Source organism: Bacillus sp. LR_5, from assembly GCF_042709275.1.
Map to the genome: position 1 here is coordinate 1 of NZ_JAVAXX010000154.1, position 15,252 is coordinate 15,252.

21 protein-coding genes are annotated in these 15,252 nt (G+C 42.0%); 8 read left to right on the forward strand and 13 right to left on the reverse strand.

The annotated features are described in order from the left end of the window. The first annotated feature begins 51 nt into the window (after positions 1-51). Positions 52-405 carry a hypothetical protein gene (locus RAC86_RS23995; protein WP_014113949.1) on the forward strand — a complete coding sequence of 118 codons (354 nt, stop codon included), beginning with the start codon at positions 52-54 and terminating at the stop codon, positions 403-405. 25 nt (positions 406-430) lie between these two features. Continuing rightward, on the forward strand, positions 431-556 hold the full coding sequence (locus RAC86_RS24000; protein ID WP_014113948.1) for a hypothetical protein: 126 nt from the start codon (positions 431-433) through the stop codon (positions 554-556). Between the two features lie 47 nt (positions 557-603). Here the strand turns inward: RAC86_RS24000 and parC are convergent, their stop codons facing one another. The 3 genes from parC to RAC86_RS24015 form a co-directional block, all read right to left on the reverse strand. Continuing rightward, positions 604-3,024 carry a DNA topoisomerase IV subunit A gene (gene parC, locus RAC86_RS24005; RefSeq protein ID WP_041520973.1) on the reverse strand — a complete coding sequence of 807 codons (2,421 nt, stop codon included), beginning with the start codon at positions 3,022-3,024 and terminating at the stop codon, positions 604-606. 2 nt (positions 3,025-3,026) lie between these two features. Continuing rightward, positions 3,027-4,994 carry a DNA topoisomerase IV subunit B gene (parE, locus tag RAC86_RS24010; RefSeq protein WP_014113946.1) on the reverse strand — a complete coding sequence of 656 codons (1,968 nt, stop codon included), beginning with the start codon at positions 4,992-4,994 and terminating at the stop codon, positions 3,027-3,029. A 395-nt stretch (positions 4,995-5,389) separates the two neighbouring features. Continuing rightward, on the reverse strand, positions 5,390-5,797 hold the full coding sequence (locus RAC86_RS24015; protein ID WP_014113945.1) for a CoA-binding protein: 408 nt from the start codon (positions 5,795-5,797) through the stop codon (positions 5,390-5,392). Positions 5,798-5,963: 166 nt separating this feature from the next. Between RAC86_RS24015 and plsY the strand changes: the two genes are divergently transcribed. Both plsY and RAC86_RS24025 read left to right on the forward strand, forming a co-directional pair. Next, the gene (plsY, locus tag RAC86_RS24020; protein ID WP_003221258.1) at positions 5,964-6,545 is read left to right on the forward strand and encodes a glycerol-3-phosphate 1-O-acyltransferase PlsY; all 582 of its coding nucleotides are present in this window, start codon (positions 5,964-5,966) and stop codon (positions 6,543-6,545) included. Positions 6,546-6,624: 79 nt separating this feature from the next. Next, the gene (locus RAC86_RS24025) at positions 6,625-6,912 is read left to right on the forward strand and encodes a HesB/YadR/YfhF family protein (RefSeq protein ID WP_014113944.1); all 288 of its coding nucleotides are present in this window, start codon (positions 6,625-6,627) and stop codon (positions 6,910-6,912) included. 31 nt (positions 6,913-6,943) lie between these two features. On the opposite strand, the gene RAC86_RS24030 is transcribed toward RAC86_RS24025, so the two are convergent. From RAC86_RS24030 to acnA, 7 genes are all read right to left on the reverse strand, one after another. Next, positions 6,944-7,243 (reverse strand): hypothetical protein, encoded by a 300-nt coding sequence (locus tag RAC86_RS24030; protein WP_003221255.1) that lies wholly within the window; start codon positions 7,241-7,243, stop codon positions 6,944-6,946. A 15-nt stretch (positions 7,244-7,258) separates the two neighbouring features. Next, complete coding sequence (locus RAC86_RS24035) at positions 7,259-7,675, reverse strand: YbgC/FadM family acyl-CoA thioesterase (RefSeq protein WP_072566339.1); 417 nt, start codon at positions 7,673-7,675, stop codon at positions 7,259-7,261. An 82-nt stretch (positions 7,676-7,757) separates the two neighbouring features. Next, entirely contained in the window at positions 7,758-8,009 is a 252-nt protein-coding gene (tlp, locus tag RAC86_RS24040; protein ID WP_003221250.1) for a small acid-soluble spore protein Tlp, read from the reverse strand. A 36-nt stretch (positions 8,010-8,045) separates the two neighbouring features. Then, complete coding sequence (gene sspN / locus RAC86_RS24045; RefSeq protein WP_003221249.1) at positions 8,046-8,192, reverse strand: acid-soluble spore protein SspN; 147 nt, start codon at positions 8,190-8,192, stop codon at positions 8,046-8,048. 64 nt (positions 8,193-8,256) lie between these two features. Further along, positions 8,257-8,382 (reverse strand): FbpB family small basic protein, encoded by a 126-nt coding sequence (locus tag RAC86_RS24050; RefSeq protein WP_003244964.1) that lies wholly within the window; start codon positions 8,380-8,382, stop codon positions 8,257-8,259. A gap of 79 nt (positions 8,383-8,461) precedes the next feature. Continuing rightward, positions 8,462-8,974 carry a redoxin domain-containing protein gene (locus RAC86_RS24055; RefSeq protein WP_061186392.1) on the reverse strand — a complete coding sequence of 171 codons (513 nt, stop codon included), beginning with the start codon at positions 8,972-8,974 and terminating at the stop codon, positions 8,462-8,464. Between the two features lie 72 nt (positions 8,975-9,046). Beyond that, complete coding sequence (gene acnA / locus RAC86_RS24060) at positions 9,047-11,776, reverse strand: aconitate hydratase AcnA (RefSeq protein ID WP_072566338.1); 2,730 nt, start codon at positions 11,774-11,776, stop codon at positions 9,047-9,049. Positions 11,777-12,001: 225 nt separating this feature from the next. Here acnA and sspO point away from each other — a divergent pair, with 225 nt between their 5' ends. The 4 genes from sspO to RAC86_RS24080 all read left to right on the forward strand — a co-directional run bounded on the left by sspO (position 12,002) and on the right by RAC86_RS24080 (position 13,461). Further along, positions 12,002-12,148: an acid-soluble spore protein SspO gene (gene sspO, locus RAC86_RS24065; RefSeq protein WP_003221239.1), complete on the forward strand. Its 147-nt coding sequence runs from the start codon at positions 12,002-12,004 to the stop codon at positions 12,146-12,148. A 32-nt stretch (positions 12,149-12,180) separates the two neighbouring features. Next, positions 12,181-12,327 carry a small acid-soluble spore protein P gene (locus tag RAC86_RS24070; RefSeq protein WP_003221237.1) on the forward strand — a complete coding sequence of 49 codons (147 nt, stop codon included), beginning with the start codon at positions 12,181-12,183 and terminating at the stop codon, positions 12,325-12,327. An 80-nt stretch (positions 12,328-12,407) separates the two neighbouring features. Then, positions 12,408-12,800, forward strand: a complete 393-nt coding sequence (gene cotM / locus RAC86_RS24075) for an outer spore coat protein CotM (protein ID WP_072566337.1) — start codon at positions 12,408-12,410, stop codon at positions 12,798-12,800. A gap of 232 nt (positions 12,801-13,032) precedes the next feature. Further along, positions 13,033-13,461: a DUF2621 domain-containing protein gene (locus RAC86_RS24080; protein WP_072566336.1), complete on the forward strand. Its 429-nt coding sequence runs from the start codon at positions 13,033-13,035 to the stop codon at positions 13,459-13,461. Positions 13,462-13,491: 30 nt separating this feature from the next. On the opposite strand, the gene RAC86_RS24085 is transcribed toward RAC86_RS24080, so the two are convergent. The 3 genes from RAC86_RS24085 to ccdA all read right to left on the reverse strand — a co-directional run bounded on the left by RAC86_RS24085 (position 13,492) and on the right by ccdA (position 15,220). Further along, on the reverse strand, positions 13,492-13,983 hold the full coding sequence (locus RAC86_RS24085) for a CcdC family protein (RefSeq protein WP_072566335.1): 492 nt from the start codon (positions 13,981-13,983) through the stop codon (positions 13,492-13,494). 78 nt (positions 13,984-14,061) lie between these two features. Then, entirely contained in the window at positions 14,062-14,424 is a 363-nt protein-coding gene (locus RAC86_RS24090; protein ID WP_014113939.1) for a response regulator, read from the reverse strand. A gap of 88 nt (positions 14,425-14,512) precedes the next feature. Then, complete coding sequence (ccdA, locus tag RAC86_RS24095) at positions 14,513-15,220, reverse strand: cytochrome c-type biogenesis protein CcdA (RefSeq protein WP_072566334.1); 708 nt, start codon at positions 15,218-15,220, stop codon at positions 14,513-14,515. Positions 15,221-15,252: the final 32 nt, after the last annotated feature.

The following is a 15,252-nucleotide window of genomic DNA, read 5'->3' on the forward strand; positions in this document are numbered from 1 at the left end:
CGTCAGATGTATATAAGAGCCAGCAGTAATATTAAAGGAGGGGTAGATCATTTGAAAAAAGTAACGATACTAAAAGCGTCCATCTTATTTTTGGCGATTGCCAGCTTTCATTTGTTCTCAATTCCCCACGCCTTTGATATCGGCCATCATTATAAAGCCGTAGCCGACCAGCAGGAAATGCATGAGATGAAAGCCGGGCAAAATGCAGATGATGAGAAGAAATCCATCACAGGGGCATTTGCGTTGACTGCTCTATGGGCAATGGCTGTTCTGCTTCTGACCGCTGAAAGCAAAAGTACGGGATACTCCCGCAGGCGCCAGCGGAAAAAAAGCTTTATACTGGCCAAATTTTATCAATCGTCTTATTTCGGCAAACTTCATGTTCAACATCACCCGATTATATAACGAAAATATGAGGAGGCTGTTAAACATGTTGTTTATCTTAAGAATGGTGATTTTAGGCTTATTTTCTTTCACCGCGTTGAATTTATTTGTATGGCAAGGAATTGAATTTGTTCATGCCTTTACAGATCTTTTCACTAGCCATGAAAGCTAATTGAAATACAAACGAAACCCGCTCATATCATGTGAGCGGGTTTTTTATTATTGTTCTGTATGAAGGCGCCAGACAGCTGTAACCTTGCCTGATTCCTCTTCATCAATAAAGAAAGAGCCATTGCTGTATCTGTCGTTTGTCCGCAAGTCTTTTGCCTGCAGTTCTTTTCTGTCGCCTTTTTCTGTTTCCACCATAAGCCGCTGTTCAAGACCGCAAGCGAACAGCGCTACGACCCGGTGAGGATTCTTCTTCAGTTCCCTTAGCATAACAACACCACGTTTTGCACGGGATGTTTTTTCAAACTCGGAAAGACTCATGCGTTTCACCGCTCCCCGCTGTGTGAACAATACAATTGAATCAGATTCTTGAAGGATTTCTCCAGAGACAACAAAGTCATCTTCTTTTAAGTTAATCCCTTTGACACCAGCGGCACGCGCGCCAACTACATTTACTTCGTCTTCTCCAAACCATAAGCCGTACCCTAGGTGAGTGGCCATAAAGATCTGGCTTTCCCCATTTGTTACATGTACATCAATCAGTTCGTCTTCACCCTTCAGATTTAAGGCCACAAGCGCTTTAGAATAACGCTGTGCTTTATAATGGGTGAGCTCTGTCTTTTTCACCATTCCGTTTTTCGTAAAGAACAATAGATACGCCGACGGATCAAATTCTTTTATCGGTATGGCCTTTACAATCGTTTCATCACGGTCAATGGTGATTATATTTGAAAAATGCTGGCCCATGTCCTTCCATCTAATATCAGGCAGCTGGTGAACCGGACAATAAATGTAGCTTCCTTTGTTCGTAAAGAGCAGCAGCACATCCGTCGTATTCATTTCAAACTGATGGAGCATCCTGTCCGTATCTTTCATTCCGAAATCCTGGCCGTTGGAAGCGGCAAATGAACGCTGGCTCGTCCGTTTTAGGTAGCCATCCTTCGTAACGGTCACATATACATCCTCAGACGCAACCATGACTTCAAGGTTAATCTTAATTTCCTCAATTTTTTCTTCAATCACGGAGCGTCTCGTGTCTGCATATTTCTTTTTCAGTGCTTTTAAGCTGTTTGTGATCACTTTTAACAGCTTTTTATCATTGCTCAGAATGGATTCGAGCTCTTCAATTTTTTTGCCGAGCTCTTCTGCTTCTTCTTTCAGTGCTGTGATATCTGTATTGGTTAAACGATATAGCTGCAGTGACACGATGGCTTCAGCCTGAGGCTCTGTAAATTCATATTTCGCTATCAAGTTGTTTTTAGCGTCACGTTTATCGCTTGAAGAACGAATTGTTGCAATGACTTCATCCAAAATGGACAAAGCTTTCATGAGTCCTTCTACGATGTGATGTCTGTCTTTTGCTTTTTGAAGCTCATAAACGGACCGGTTTGTGACGACTTCCTTTTGGTGGCCGATATATGCATCCAAAATAGACGGCAGGCTCATCAACATCGGACGGCGATTATGAATAGCCACCATGTTAAAGTTATAGGTGATCTGCAAATCAGTATTTTTATATAAGAAATTCAAAATGCCTTTGGCATCCGCTTCTTTTTTCAGTTCAATGACCACTCTCAGCCCAGTTCGATCCGTTTCATCGCGAACCTCTGAGATGCCTTCAACCTTTTTATCAATGCGGTACTCGTCCATTTTTTTCACAAGGTTTGCTTTATTCACTTCAAATGGAATTTCCGTAATGACAATTTGTTCTCGTCCGCCTCTGATTGTTTCAATTTCAGCTTTTCCTCGGATAATGATTTTTCCTTTTCCGGTTTCGTAAGCTTTTTTTATGCCGTCAACGCCTTGAATAATCCCGCCTGTCGGAAAATCAGGCCCTTTAATGACTTCCATGAGTTCGTCAACAGAGCAAGATGGCATTTGAATGCGCTTGATGACAGCATCAATGACTTCTCCCAGATGATGAGGGGGAATGTCGGTTGCGTATCCTGCTGAAATCCCGGTAGATCCGTTGACCAATAGGTTAGGAAACATCGCCGGGAGTACAACAGGCTCCTTGCTTGTATCATCGAAGTTCGGCACAAATTCAACTGTATTTTTGTCAATATCCCGAAGAAGCTCAGAAGCGATCGGAGATAACCTCGCTTCTGTATAACGCATAGCTGCCGGGGGATCTCCGTCGATGCTTCCGTTGTTCCCATGCATTTCAATTAACACATTTCGCACTTTCCAATCCTGGCTCATCCGCACCATAGCTTCATAAACCGAACTGTCACCGTGCGGATGATAGTTACCGATGACGTTACCGACCGTTTTGGCCGCTTTTCTGAAGTTTTTATCAAACGTGTTTCCATCTGTATGCATCGCGTACAGAATTCTGCGCTGTACCGGCTTTAAGCCGTCTCTTGCATCAGGAAGCGCCCTGTCTTGAATAATATATTTACTATAGCGTCCAAAACGGTCGCCGATCACCTCTTCTAATGGTAAATCATGAAATAATTCTGGCTGTGACAACATTAAACCTCCTCAGCGACCGATAAGTTTTCATTTTCTAAAATATTGCTTTCTTCATCTAAGCCGAAAGCGACGTTTTTCTCAATCCACTTCCTGCGCGGCTCTACTTTGTCTCCCATTAACGTCGTGACACGTCTCTCTACACGTGCCGCATCGTCGATTTTGACCCTTACAAGCGTACGTGACTCCGGATTCATCGTCGTTTCCCACAGCTGGTCTGCGTTCATCTCTCCAAGACCCTTATATCGCTGAATGGTATAACCTTTGCCGACTTTTTTCAGGACATCACCCATCTCTTCATCAGACCATGCATATTCAATGATTTCCTTTTTTCCGCTTCCTTTGCTGACCTTATATAAAGGAGGCAGTGCAATGAACACTTTGCCATGTTCAATGAGCGGCTTCATATAGCGATAGAAAAAGGTAAGAAGCAGCACTTGAATATGAGCGCCGTCCGTATCCGCATCGGTCATAATGATGATTTTGTCGTAGTTGATATCATCGATTGAGAAATCAGCTCCGACACCCCCACCGATCGCATGTATGATTGTATTGATCTCTTCATTTTTAAAGATATCAGCAAGCTTAGCTTTTTCCGTATTAATGACTTTACCACGTAAAGGCAGAACTGCTTGGAATCTGCGGTCTCTTCCCTGCTTGGCTGATCCGCCTGCAGAATCCCCCTCAACGAGATACAATTCATTTTTTGCCGGGTTTCTCGAACCCGCAGGCGTCAGCTTCCCGCTTAATGTCGCTTCTGATTTTTTTCGTTTTTTGCCGCTTCTTGCTTCTTCACGGGCTTTGCGTGCCGCTTCGCGTGCCTGGCTCGCTTTGATAGCTTTTTTGACAAGAAGCGTTGCAGTATCCCGGTTTTCCTCTAAAAAGTAAGCAAGCTGCTCTGAAACAATCGCATCAACTGCTGATCTCGCTTCACTCGTACCCAGCTTTCCTTTTGTTTGTCCTTCAAATTGAAGAAGCTCCTCAGGAATCCGAACAGAAATAATGGCTGAAAGCCCTTCCCTTATATCAGTGCCTTCCAGGTTTTTATCCTTTTCTTTCAGCAAAGCCACTTTTCGTGCATATTCATTAAAAGCGCGTGTCATCGCTGTTTTTGCACCTGACTCATGAGTCCCGCCGTCTTTTGTTCTGACGTTATTAACAAACGATAAAATGTTTTCAGAATAGCCGTCGTTAAACTGGAACGCAAAGTCAACTTCTATTGAATGATGCTCTCCCTCAAATGAGACCACTTCAGACAAGGCGTCTTTTTCCTCATTTAAGTAAGCGACAAACGCTTCTATGCCGTTCTCATAATAAAAGACCTCTTGCTGGTCATTGCGCTCGTCAATCAGCTCAATTTTTAATCCTTTTAACAAAAACGCAGATTCTCTTAAGCGTTCAGAAAGCGTTTCAAAATTATAAGTCGTTGTGCTGAACATCGTTGGATCTGGCTTAAAGTGTGTTAGCGTTCCTGTCTTTTTTGTTTTGCCGATCTTTTCGAGAGATGTGACTGGCTTTCCTCCGTGTTCAAAACGCTGCTGATAGACGAAACCGTCCCGCTCAATGGTAACCGTCAGCCATTCAGATAAAGCATTCACAACTGATGCACCAACTCCGTGCAGCCCTCCGCTTGTCTTATAGCCGCCTTGACCGAACTTTCCTCCGGCATGAAGCACCGTTAAAATCACTTCAGGGGTTGGTTTGCCGAGCTTATGCATTCCGGTTGGCATGCCGCGGCCTCTATCCTGTACAGATATACTGTTGTCTTTATGTATTTTGACGATTATGTGATCTCCATGGCCGGCAAGCACCTCGTCGACAGAGTTATCTACAATTTCATAAACCAAGTGGTGCAAGCCCCGTGCGTCAGTAGAGCCAATATACATACCCGGCCTTTTCCTGACAGCCTCAAGGCCTTCGAGCACCTGTATGGCATCTTCGTTGTAATCAAATTGCTGTTTTCTAGCCAAACGTACAAACCCCTTTCAAAAACTAACATTGTCTTTCTCTTTTTCAGTGTTACACCATCAATAGTATAAAGTATTTGTTATAAACCTCGCCTCGAGCCGGTACTGCCTTGGACTCCTCATTATAACCAATATGTTTGCAATCGCAACATAAAGCTAACGAATCAGTTCGCAAAACATCGGATAGTGCTGTTTTTACACTATGAGAACGTATGTTTGTTTATTATATATAAAGCAGCAGACCTTCGCAAATCGAACGGCCGAAACCCAGCTAGACAAGGTATTCAAAAAAAGCTGTTCAAGCTTTATTGTATCTGTTTCACCGTAATACGCAAACAATATCTTAAAATTAAAAAGCAAAAATCCTTGAATTCACAAGGATTTTTGCAGTTCTGCATCTATTTTGTTACAGCGTGCGCCACTTTTATGCACAGATCCATGATAACCGTTCTGTCTTTTTGCTTTAGCATCTGGTAAGCTTCTTCGTTTACCAGCCCTTGCTGTGCCCAAAATACTGGAGCGTCTGTCTCCAAAAACTCTTCCGCCACGCCTGGCAGCTGTTCTGAGCGCCGGAATACATTGACGATGTCAATCGGACCATCAATCTCCTGTAAAGATGAAACAGCTTTGACACCAAGTGCCTCATCAATTGTAGGATTGACGGGAATGATTTCATAGCCCGCATCCTGCATCGCTTTGGAAACCATATACGACGTTCTATCCGGGCGGTCAGAAAGCCCCACTACCGCGATTCGCTTGCTTTGATCAAGAATCTCTTTAATTTCCGCTTTGGAAGGGTTTTGCATCATGTACCACTCCTTTTTCATCTATTTTACACGATCAAAATGTAAGAAATCAAAATATGATGCATGTTTGATTTTATTTGTAAGCAAACTTTAAAAAACTTATCATCAGATTATGATATCTCATGTTAAAATAGAAAGAAGGGATTTTGAAAAAGGAGAAATGTAGATGTTAATTGCTTTATTGATTATTTTGGCCTACTTGATAGGCAGCATTCCATCTGGCTTAATTGTTGGCAAGCTTGCCAAGGGAATTGATATCCGGGAGCACGGGAGCGGCAACTTAGGAGCTACCAATGCATTCCGTACGTTGGGCGTAAAAGCTGGTTCGATCGTGATAGCCGGAGATATTTTGAAAGGTACGCTGGCAACTGCATTGCCTTTTCTCATGCATGTTGATATTCACCCGCTTCTAGCAGGAGTCTTTGCAGTTTTGGGCCATGTGTTTCCCGTCTTCGCTAAATTTAAAGGCGGCAAAGCCGTGGCAACGTCCGGAGGCGTTTTGCTATTTTACGCACCTCTGTTATTTATCACGATGGTCGCGGTATTTTTCATCTTTTTATACTTAACTAAATTTGTTTCTCTGTCATCGATGTTAACAGGGATCTATACTGTTATATATAGTCTCTTTGTCCATGATAAGTATTTATTGATTGTCGTTACCCTGCTCACTATTTTTGTGATATACAGACACCGGGCGAACATTAAACGAATTATCAATAAAACAGAACCTAAAGTGAAATGGTTATAAACCTTCTCTTTTGACACAGAATAGCCTAATACGTTTATAATAGAGAAAATTCAAATGAAGAACAAAGGGGTGTTCTGTTATGAATATGACAATTAACGAAGACGCACTGAACTGGTATAAGGAAGAGCTCGATTTAGAAAGCGGAGACCAGGTTCGCTTTTTCGTCCGCTACGGCGGCTGCAGCAACGTTCAAAAGGGATTTTCCCTCGGAGTGGCGAAAGATGCCCCACAAGAGGCTGGAGCCACTGCAGAAGCCGGCGGCATCACCTTCTTTATTGAAGAAAGTGATCTTTGGTACTTCGATAACCACGACCTACTAGTCAGCTATTCAGCAGATGCTGATGAACCGGTTTTTGAATACCAATAAAAAAAGAACGCACATTATGTGCGCTCTTTTTTTATAAATGAAATCTGATAAGATGATCTGTCAGGTTTTCTTGCTCCAAAATATATTTTTGTGTCTCACCCAGCAGATCAAAGTGAGGAAATTCACTTTTTTTATGTATCCATTCTTTTTTTAAACCGTACGCCGCTCCCCACTGAATCAGCTTATCAATATCTGCACAGCCTGCTTTTGTCACAGTCTTTGCTTCCGGAAACCGGTCATCCAGCCAGTAATGTGTTAAAAATGCGATTTCTCCTCTTTTCACTGCTTGTTTCCACCGGTTGAGTTCCTCACGTTTCACACCAAACGCCATATCTCGTTCACTTCCCTATTTTTTGGCCTTTTCATATGCCTCGTGCCAATCAGGGAAAGCTTTACGAAACTGAATAGGCTTAAAGCTTTCTTTATCTACACAAATATGAGATGAGGTGGCTTTGATGGAAAGCTCACCGGCCGGATTATAAATGTGATAACCATAGACGGTTTTAAAACCGTTGTATTCCTCTATCCATGTATGCACAACCGCGGTTTCTCCGTAATGAAGCGGCTTTTTATAGGAAATATTGATATCAACGACTGGAGACAGAACGCCTCTCTTTTCCATGTCACTGTATAAAAAGCCTAAGTCCTTAATGAGGGCCGTTCTGCCGACCTCCATCCATATAAGATAATTTGCGTGATAAACAATCCCCATTTGATCTGTTTCTGCATAACGCACTTCTATTTCTTTTTTTGATACATGCAAGATTACTCTGCTCCCTTAACGTCAATTTAGCCCCATTTTACCATAATCAAATCAGAAAGAAAAAACCAGGTTTCCCTGGTTTTTATGAACGGTATCCGTTTTGTCTCGCTGCGGATTCGTCTTGAATTTCATTACGAAACGCTTCGATACTCTGTTCGCGTCTTTCATTTTTTTCTTTGATACGCTGTTTATCTTCTCCTGAAGCGAACTCCATTGACTCCTCTGCTTCTTCTATGTTTTCAATTGTGTTTTGAACCATATCCTGCAATTTTTCTACGTTATCAGAACGATCATCAGGATTAGGCTGCTGGTATTGATTTTGGTTCTTTGTCATTCGGATGTACCCCCTAGAAATAAACTTGATTCGGCGCTACTCGCCTTTTGTCTGCATGATGATCGGCTGCTGCCCTGAAGTATCATGCATTTTTTCCCCTTTATTGGCTTTATATTTTACAGGCTTTGTACCCAAGTGGCTGGGAGCATATTGAGGCTGACCGTTTTTCTTGTTGTTTCCCATGTTTATCCCTCCTCAACAGATAGGATTCTCAAAAGGAGGGGTAAACATGAATACAAATTAAAGGTTATTTTTGCTTAAATCGCTGTTCAAGCTTTTCCTCAAGCTGATTTAAATACTCCGTATTGGTCATCAGCTCTTTTTTGTTTTCCATGACGAGCTCATGAAAAGAACGCTTTCTCATCTTCTTCACTCTTCTCACCTCCGCATATTCTTTTATTTTTTCCAATTCTGAAAACTCGTAAGCATATCTGAACATAAAAAAACTGAATCTAATCAAGATCCAGTTTTTGTTCCATTTCTTTTTTTGTCATGGTGCCAATGTGTATGTCTTGAATAACACCTTTTTCATTTAAGATATACGTCGTTGGATATGACATCACGTTATAGTCAGCATTGATCCCTTGTTTATCAATCAGAATGGGAAACGTTAAATCATACGTTTCAGCAAATGCCCGGACCTGTTTCTCGCTTTTCTCAGCTGAAGTGAAATTTACCGCAACAACCGCAAGTTCGTCAGCGTGTTCTTTTTGCAGTTGTTCCATCGCCGGCATTTCCTGACGGCACGGTTTACACCAAGTCGCCCAAAAATTGAGCAGCACTTTTTTGCCTTTTGTGTCCTGTAAGGAACTTTTCTCTCCCGATAGCGTTCTCAAAGCAAAATCAGGTGCTTGCTGTCCCTCTTCAATCCCGACTTCTTTTTTGCTGTATGTTTGATACAAATTCCATCCCATATAACCGGCAAGCATGATAAGCAGGATACCTGCGAGCCATTTTTTCAGCATATGCCACCTCCGCAGCACACTTTGTCATAAAAAGAAGAGAAAGCAGAAATGCCTTCTCTTCCTATAGATTCATCAGGACTGCTTCATTTTTTCACGAAGCACCATTTGCAGGATGCCGCCATGGCGATAGTAATCAATTTCCACTTCACTATCAAAGCGGACGACTGCTTCAAATGTTGTTACATTACCGTCTTCATTGATTGCTCTTACTGTCACAAGGTCACGAGGGCGAACTGTTTCATCCACATCAACCTCGATAACTTCTTTACCTGTTAAACCGAGTGTTTCCGCATTTTCACCTTGTTTAAACTGAAGCGGCAGCACACCCATGAATACAAGGTTGCTTCTGTGAATTCTTTCAAAGCTTTCAGCAATTACCGTTCTGATGCCGAGAAGGTTTGTTCCTTTTGCAGCCCAGTCACGTGAAGATCCCATACCGTAGTCTTTTCCTGCCAATACGACAAGACCTGTTTTATCTTCTTTGTATCTCATGCACGCATCATAGATGGACGTTACTTCACCAGTCGGCCAGTACGTTGTAAATCCGCCTTCTGTACCCGGTGCGATTTGGTTTTTGATGCGGATGTTTGCAAATGTTCCTCTCATCATAACTTCATGGTTTCCGCGGCGGGAACCGTAGGAGTTAAAGTCACGAGGAGAAACGCCTTTTTCTTGCAAATACTTTCCGGCAGGCGTGTCTTTTCCGATTGCCCCCGCAGGAGAAATATGGTCAGTTGTGACTGAATCGCCGAATTTACCGACAACACGCAGACCTTTTAATGGCTCAACCTTACCTGGCTCAACAGACATTTCTTCGAAGAATGGCGGGTTTTGAATGTAAGTTGACTCGTTATCCCATTTATATAGGGCTTCATCTGTTGTTTCAATCTCGTTCCATCGCTTGTTGTCATCAAATACTGTTTCATACTCTTTGCGGAAGAGCTCAGGCGTAACAGTTTGCTTAACAAGTGAATTGATTTCGTCCATTGATGGCCAAATATCGTTAAAGTATACGTTTTGACCATCCTTGCCCACACCGATCGGATCAGTTTTCAAATTAATGTTTACCGTTCCAGCCAGCGCATATGCCACAACGAGCGGCGGAGAAGCAAGATAGTTACCTTTAACCAGCGGGTGAATACGCCCTTCAAAGTTACGGTTTCCGGAAAGGACAGATGTAATCAGAAGATCATTTTTCGCAACCGCTTCTTCGATTTCTGGTGAAAGCGGACCTGAGTTTCCGATACATGTTGTACATCCGTACCCAACGAGGTTAAAACCAAGCTCTTTCATGTATGGAAGAAGGCCTGAATTCACAAGATATCCTGTAACGACTTTAGAGCCCGGTGCAAGTGACGTTTTTACGTAATTAGGCACTTTAAGCCCTAACTCAACCGCTTTTTTCGCTACGAGTCCGGCGCCGATCAGAACGAACGGGTTGGATGTATTCGTACAGCTTGTGATCGCAGCAATGGCGATCGCACCCGTTTTCATAACTGTTTCTTCGCCGTTAAGGAGTTTAAACTTAATTTCTTTTTCTTCTTCTTCTGCATGTAAACCGAATCCTTGGTTACCCGCAGGGCTGACTAAATGCTTTTTAAACGTTTCCTGCATAGCAGAAAGCGGGATCAAATCCTGAGGGCGTTTTGGACCTGATAAGTTTGCTTCAATTTGAGACAGGTCAATTTCAACCACATCAGTAAATTGAGGGTCTTCCGCATCTGGAGTGTAGAACAAGCCATTGCTTCTGCAGTATGCTTCGACAACATCAATATGTTCAGGATCACGGCCTGTCAGGCGCAGATAGTTTAGCGCTTCTTCATCTACTGGGAAGAATCCGCATGTAGCACCGTATTCCGGAGCCATGTTCGCAATAGTTGCGCGATCTGCAAGCGGCAGTTCAGCAACTCCCGGTCCAAAGAATTCAACAAACTTGCCGACAACGCCTTTTTCACGCAGCACCTGTGTCACTTTTAACGCCAAGTCAGTAGCTGTTGTTCCGTTCGGAAGCTTGCCGACAAGTTTCGCACCGATTACCTCAGGAACTGGGAAGTAAGAAGGCTGTCCAAGCATTCCCGCTTCAGCTTCAATTCCGCCGACACCCCAGCCAAGAACGCCGATACCGTTAATCATTGTGGTATGTGAGTCTGTTCCGACAAGCGTATCAGGATACGTTACAAGTTCACCGTCTTCTTCAATGGCATGGACGACACTTGCCAGGAACTCTAAGTTTACTTGGTGCACGATACCTGTTGCAGGCGGCACTGCCTGATAGTTATTAAACGCTTTCTTTGCCCAGCTTAAAAATTTGTAGCGTTCTGCATTTCTTTCGAATTCCAAGTCCATATTAATAGCTAACGCATCTTCTGTGCCCGCTTTATCAACCTGTACAGAGTGGTCGATAACGAGATCAACAGGAATTTCAGGGTTAATTTTATCAGGATCTCCGCCGACAGCTGCCATCGCTTTACGCAGTGAAGCAAGGTCTACTACTGCCGGAACCCCTGTGAAGTCTTGTAAAATAACACGAGACGGTTTAAACGGAACGTCGATTTCCTTTAATTCGGCAGTTCCCCACTTTGCCAAATTTTCTACGTGTTCTTTTTTGATGACGAATCCGTCAACTTGACGCAATACTGATTCTAAAAGAACTTTGATAGAATAAGGAAGCTTCGAAACCTTCCCGATTCCTGAATCTTCTAACGCCTTTAAAGAGTAGTAATGATATGTTTTCCCATTAGTAGTAAACGTTTTTCTCGCTTGGAAAACGTCTTTTGCTGCAGTTTTTTGCTCGTTTGCCATTCTCCAAAATCCCCCTTCAGATCAGATCATTCTCAGATGAAGTAAATTCCATCACAATTTTCTCACAATTTCATATTAAAACAAAATCATACATAAGTAAATATCAATGTTTTTATTAAATACAATAAGTTCGGCTTATCGGACAAATGTACCGGTAATTATTACTGTTTATGCTCTCTCATATAACGCAACAAAAGGAGACATATTATGATTGAGGTGATAATGATGGTCAAAAGAAAAGCGAATCACGTCATTAACGGAATGAATGACGCGAAAAGCCAAGGCAAAGGCGCCGGCTACGTCGAAAACGACCAGCTTGTACTGACTGAAGCTGAACGCCAAAATAATAAAAAAAGAAAAACCAATCAATAACACCGGACTCTTTTTAAGGAGGTTCTCATTTTATGACCAATAAAAATACAAGTAAAGATATGCATAAAAACGCCCCTAAAGGACACAATCCGGGTCAGCCGGAGCCTCTCAGCGGTAGCAAAAAAGTGAAAAACCGAAACCACACAAGACAGAAGCACAACTCAAGCCATGATATGTAAGAAAAGCAGACCTTAGTGTCTGTTTTTTTATGCGTTCACCCATTTCTGATATTCTGCATATGATGTAAAGCAAGGTTGATATGTGGAGGAATGCTTCCATGACCCATTCAAAACGTAATGACGCTAATGATTTCGATAGTATGGATGAATGGCTTCGGCAATTTTTTGAAGACCCCTTCGCCTGGTACGACGAAACATTGCCTATTGATTTATATGAAACAAGTCGGCAGTATATTATTGAAGCAGATCTGACTTTTTTACAGCCGACACAAGTAACGGTTACTCTGTCTGGCTGCGAGTTCATCTTAACAGTCAAATCGTCAGGGCAGACTTTTGAAAAACAAATGATGCTTCCTTTTTATTTTAATGACAAAACCATTCAAACCGAATGCGAAAATCAAATACTCACAGTTGCCGTCAATAAAGAAACAGAAGATGGTTCTTCTTTTTCTCTTCAATTTCCTCTCAGCTAACATAAAAAGTCACTTTCATCCCCTATTATGAAAGTGACTTTTTTCCGTCCATTTATCGTCAAATACCCTCTAGTGACTCTCCCATGGCCAAATAGCAGATTCACTATACAATAGAATATGATCTACTATCTCTTTTGACTAGACGTCTATCATTTCTTTCTATTCTTTTTTTACTGTGTTCTTCTAATCTCTCTTCGTATACAATATGGTTAGAATAAGGGGGGAATGGTTGATGCTGGAAGGCTGGTTTTTGTGGTTTATTCTGTTTTGGGTGATCATGATGGTTGCCTTATTATCAATCGGCGGTTTTTTTATGTTTCGAAAGTTTTTAAAGCGTTTACCGAAAGAAGACGGCAGGTCAGAGCTTGATTGGCAGGATTACTATATCGAAAACAGCATGCATTTGTGGAGCAATGAAAACAAACAATTTCTTAATGAATTGGTTTCGCCGGTTCCGGAGCTGTTCAGAGATGCAGCAAAAGCCAAAATCGCAGGTAAAATCGGTGAGCTTGCATTAGAAGAAAAGGTATCAAAGATTGATCAGCAACTGATGATCAGAGGCTATATTCTCGCAACTCCTAAAAGAGACCACACCTTCTTAAAAAGACATCTGCAGGACAAAAAAATCGATCTCGAACCTTATCAGACCCTTCTCAAATAAAAAACCTTTCCTGATAGAAGGAAAGGTTTTTTAATTCATTTGAATATTAGCTGACTGCAGCTCGTTATGAAGTTTTCGATATGATAAATACATGGCGATTCTCCACGGCACAATCATACCGAAAGCCAGAATCCAAAACATTCCGCTCAGTGCGCCGTAATCAATTGATGTGCTCAAAATCGATTTCATCGCGATTCTGATCACCAAAAGACCGACTAATATAAATACAAATGCTTTAGAGCGTTTCATGTAAATTTCATTATTTTTAATTTCAAACTTAGAAGTTTTGATGAGAAAAATAGAAAAAATCACGCCTAAAGTGATTGATTCTAAAAACTCTGCACCAGTGACCCAAAATACCGGAAATAAAAACATTAACGCTCCCGTACTCATAAAAATCGGCGGAAGAATGATTTTTTTCGGTGAAACGGGCTTGTCAGAGGACTTTATTCTGACCACCATCACAGCTACAGCCATTAACACAGCAATAATCGATGAAACTATAATCATCATACTTATCATTCCTTTGTTTCTAGGAGTGTTGATACTATATACTATACTCCAAAACAATAAAAAAAACCATTTTGAAAAGAAATGACGTTAATATCCCATAACGCGGCTGACAGCCTCTAACACTTTTGTTTCTTCGAACGGCTTGACAATAAAGTCCTTTGCCCCCAGCTCAATCGCTTCCGTTACAATTCTTTGCTGGCGCATGGCGGTGCACATGATGACCTTCGCTTTAGGATCGAAGGTTAAAATATCACGAAGCGCCTTAATGCCGTTTTTCACTGGCATTGTAATATCCATTGTCACGATGTCCGGCCGCAGTTTTTTATACAGGTCCGCTGCTTGCTCACCGTCCGCCGCTTCGCCTGCGATTATGTAATTTGCCTCTTCCAAGATCTCTCTGATTTTCACCCTCATGAACTTGGCGTCGTCTACAACTAAAACTCTTGTCATATTCCCCTCCAACAATCGATTTCCACAGATAATAGTCTTATTGTACCAAAAACAAAAGGACTAGTAGTAGTACGAAAGTAATTTACCGTCAAAAACCAGTGAATCCTCCAAAAAGGTCCGACAGCAAAATAATGATCAGGCTCATCCAATTAAAGAATAACAGCACACCAATCACAATCATCAAAACGCCGCCTGCTTTCATGATCAAAAGCTGGTTCTTTCTTATCCACTTCAGTTTTGTGATAAAGAAAGACAATAAGAGAAACGGAACAGCAAAACCGAGTACATATAACATCATGTACGGCACCGCTGAGCCTGGATTTGTGCTTGCAAGTGTGATAACAGCAGCTAATATCGGACCGGTACATGGCGTCCATCCCGCCGCAAATGCCATTCCAATTAAGATGGAACCTAAAAACCCGCTTGGTTTATGCTTAAAGTGGATTCTCCGCTCTTTCATCATAGCCTCAGGCCGGAACACGCCGAGCGTAATGAAACCGAACAAAATAATAAGCAACGCTCCAATTTGCCGAATTGCATCGTGATAATCCCTAAACAGGCTGCCAACAAAAGATGTTCCATAGCCTAAAGCGATAAAAATGACTGAAAAGCCAAGCAAAAAACACAAAGTATGAAACAAGCTTCTTTTCTGCAGCAGCAGCTTTTCTGTTTTTACATTATCCATGCTGACCCCTGTAATATATGACAAGAAAGCTGGGTAAAGCGGCAGGCAGCAAGGCGAAATAAAGGATAAAAATCCCGCTCCGAATGTCAAAAAATAATTCACGTCTCCCATGTCATCATCCCTTCATGATTTGACATTCCTTC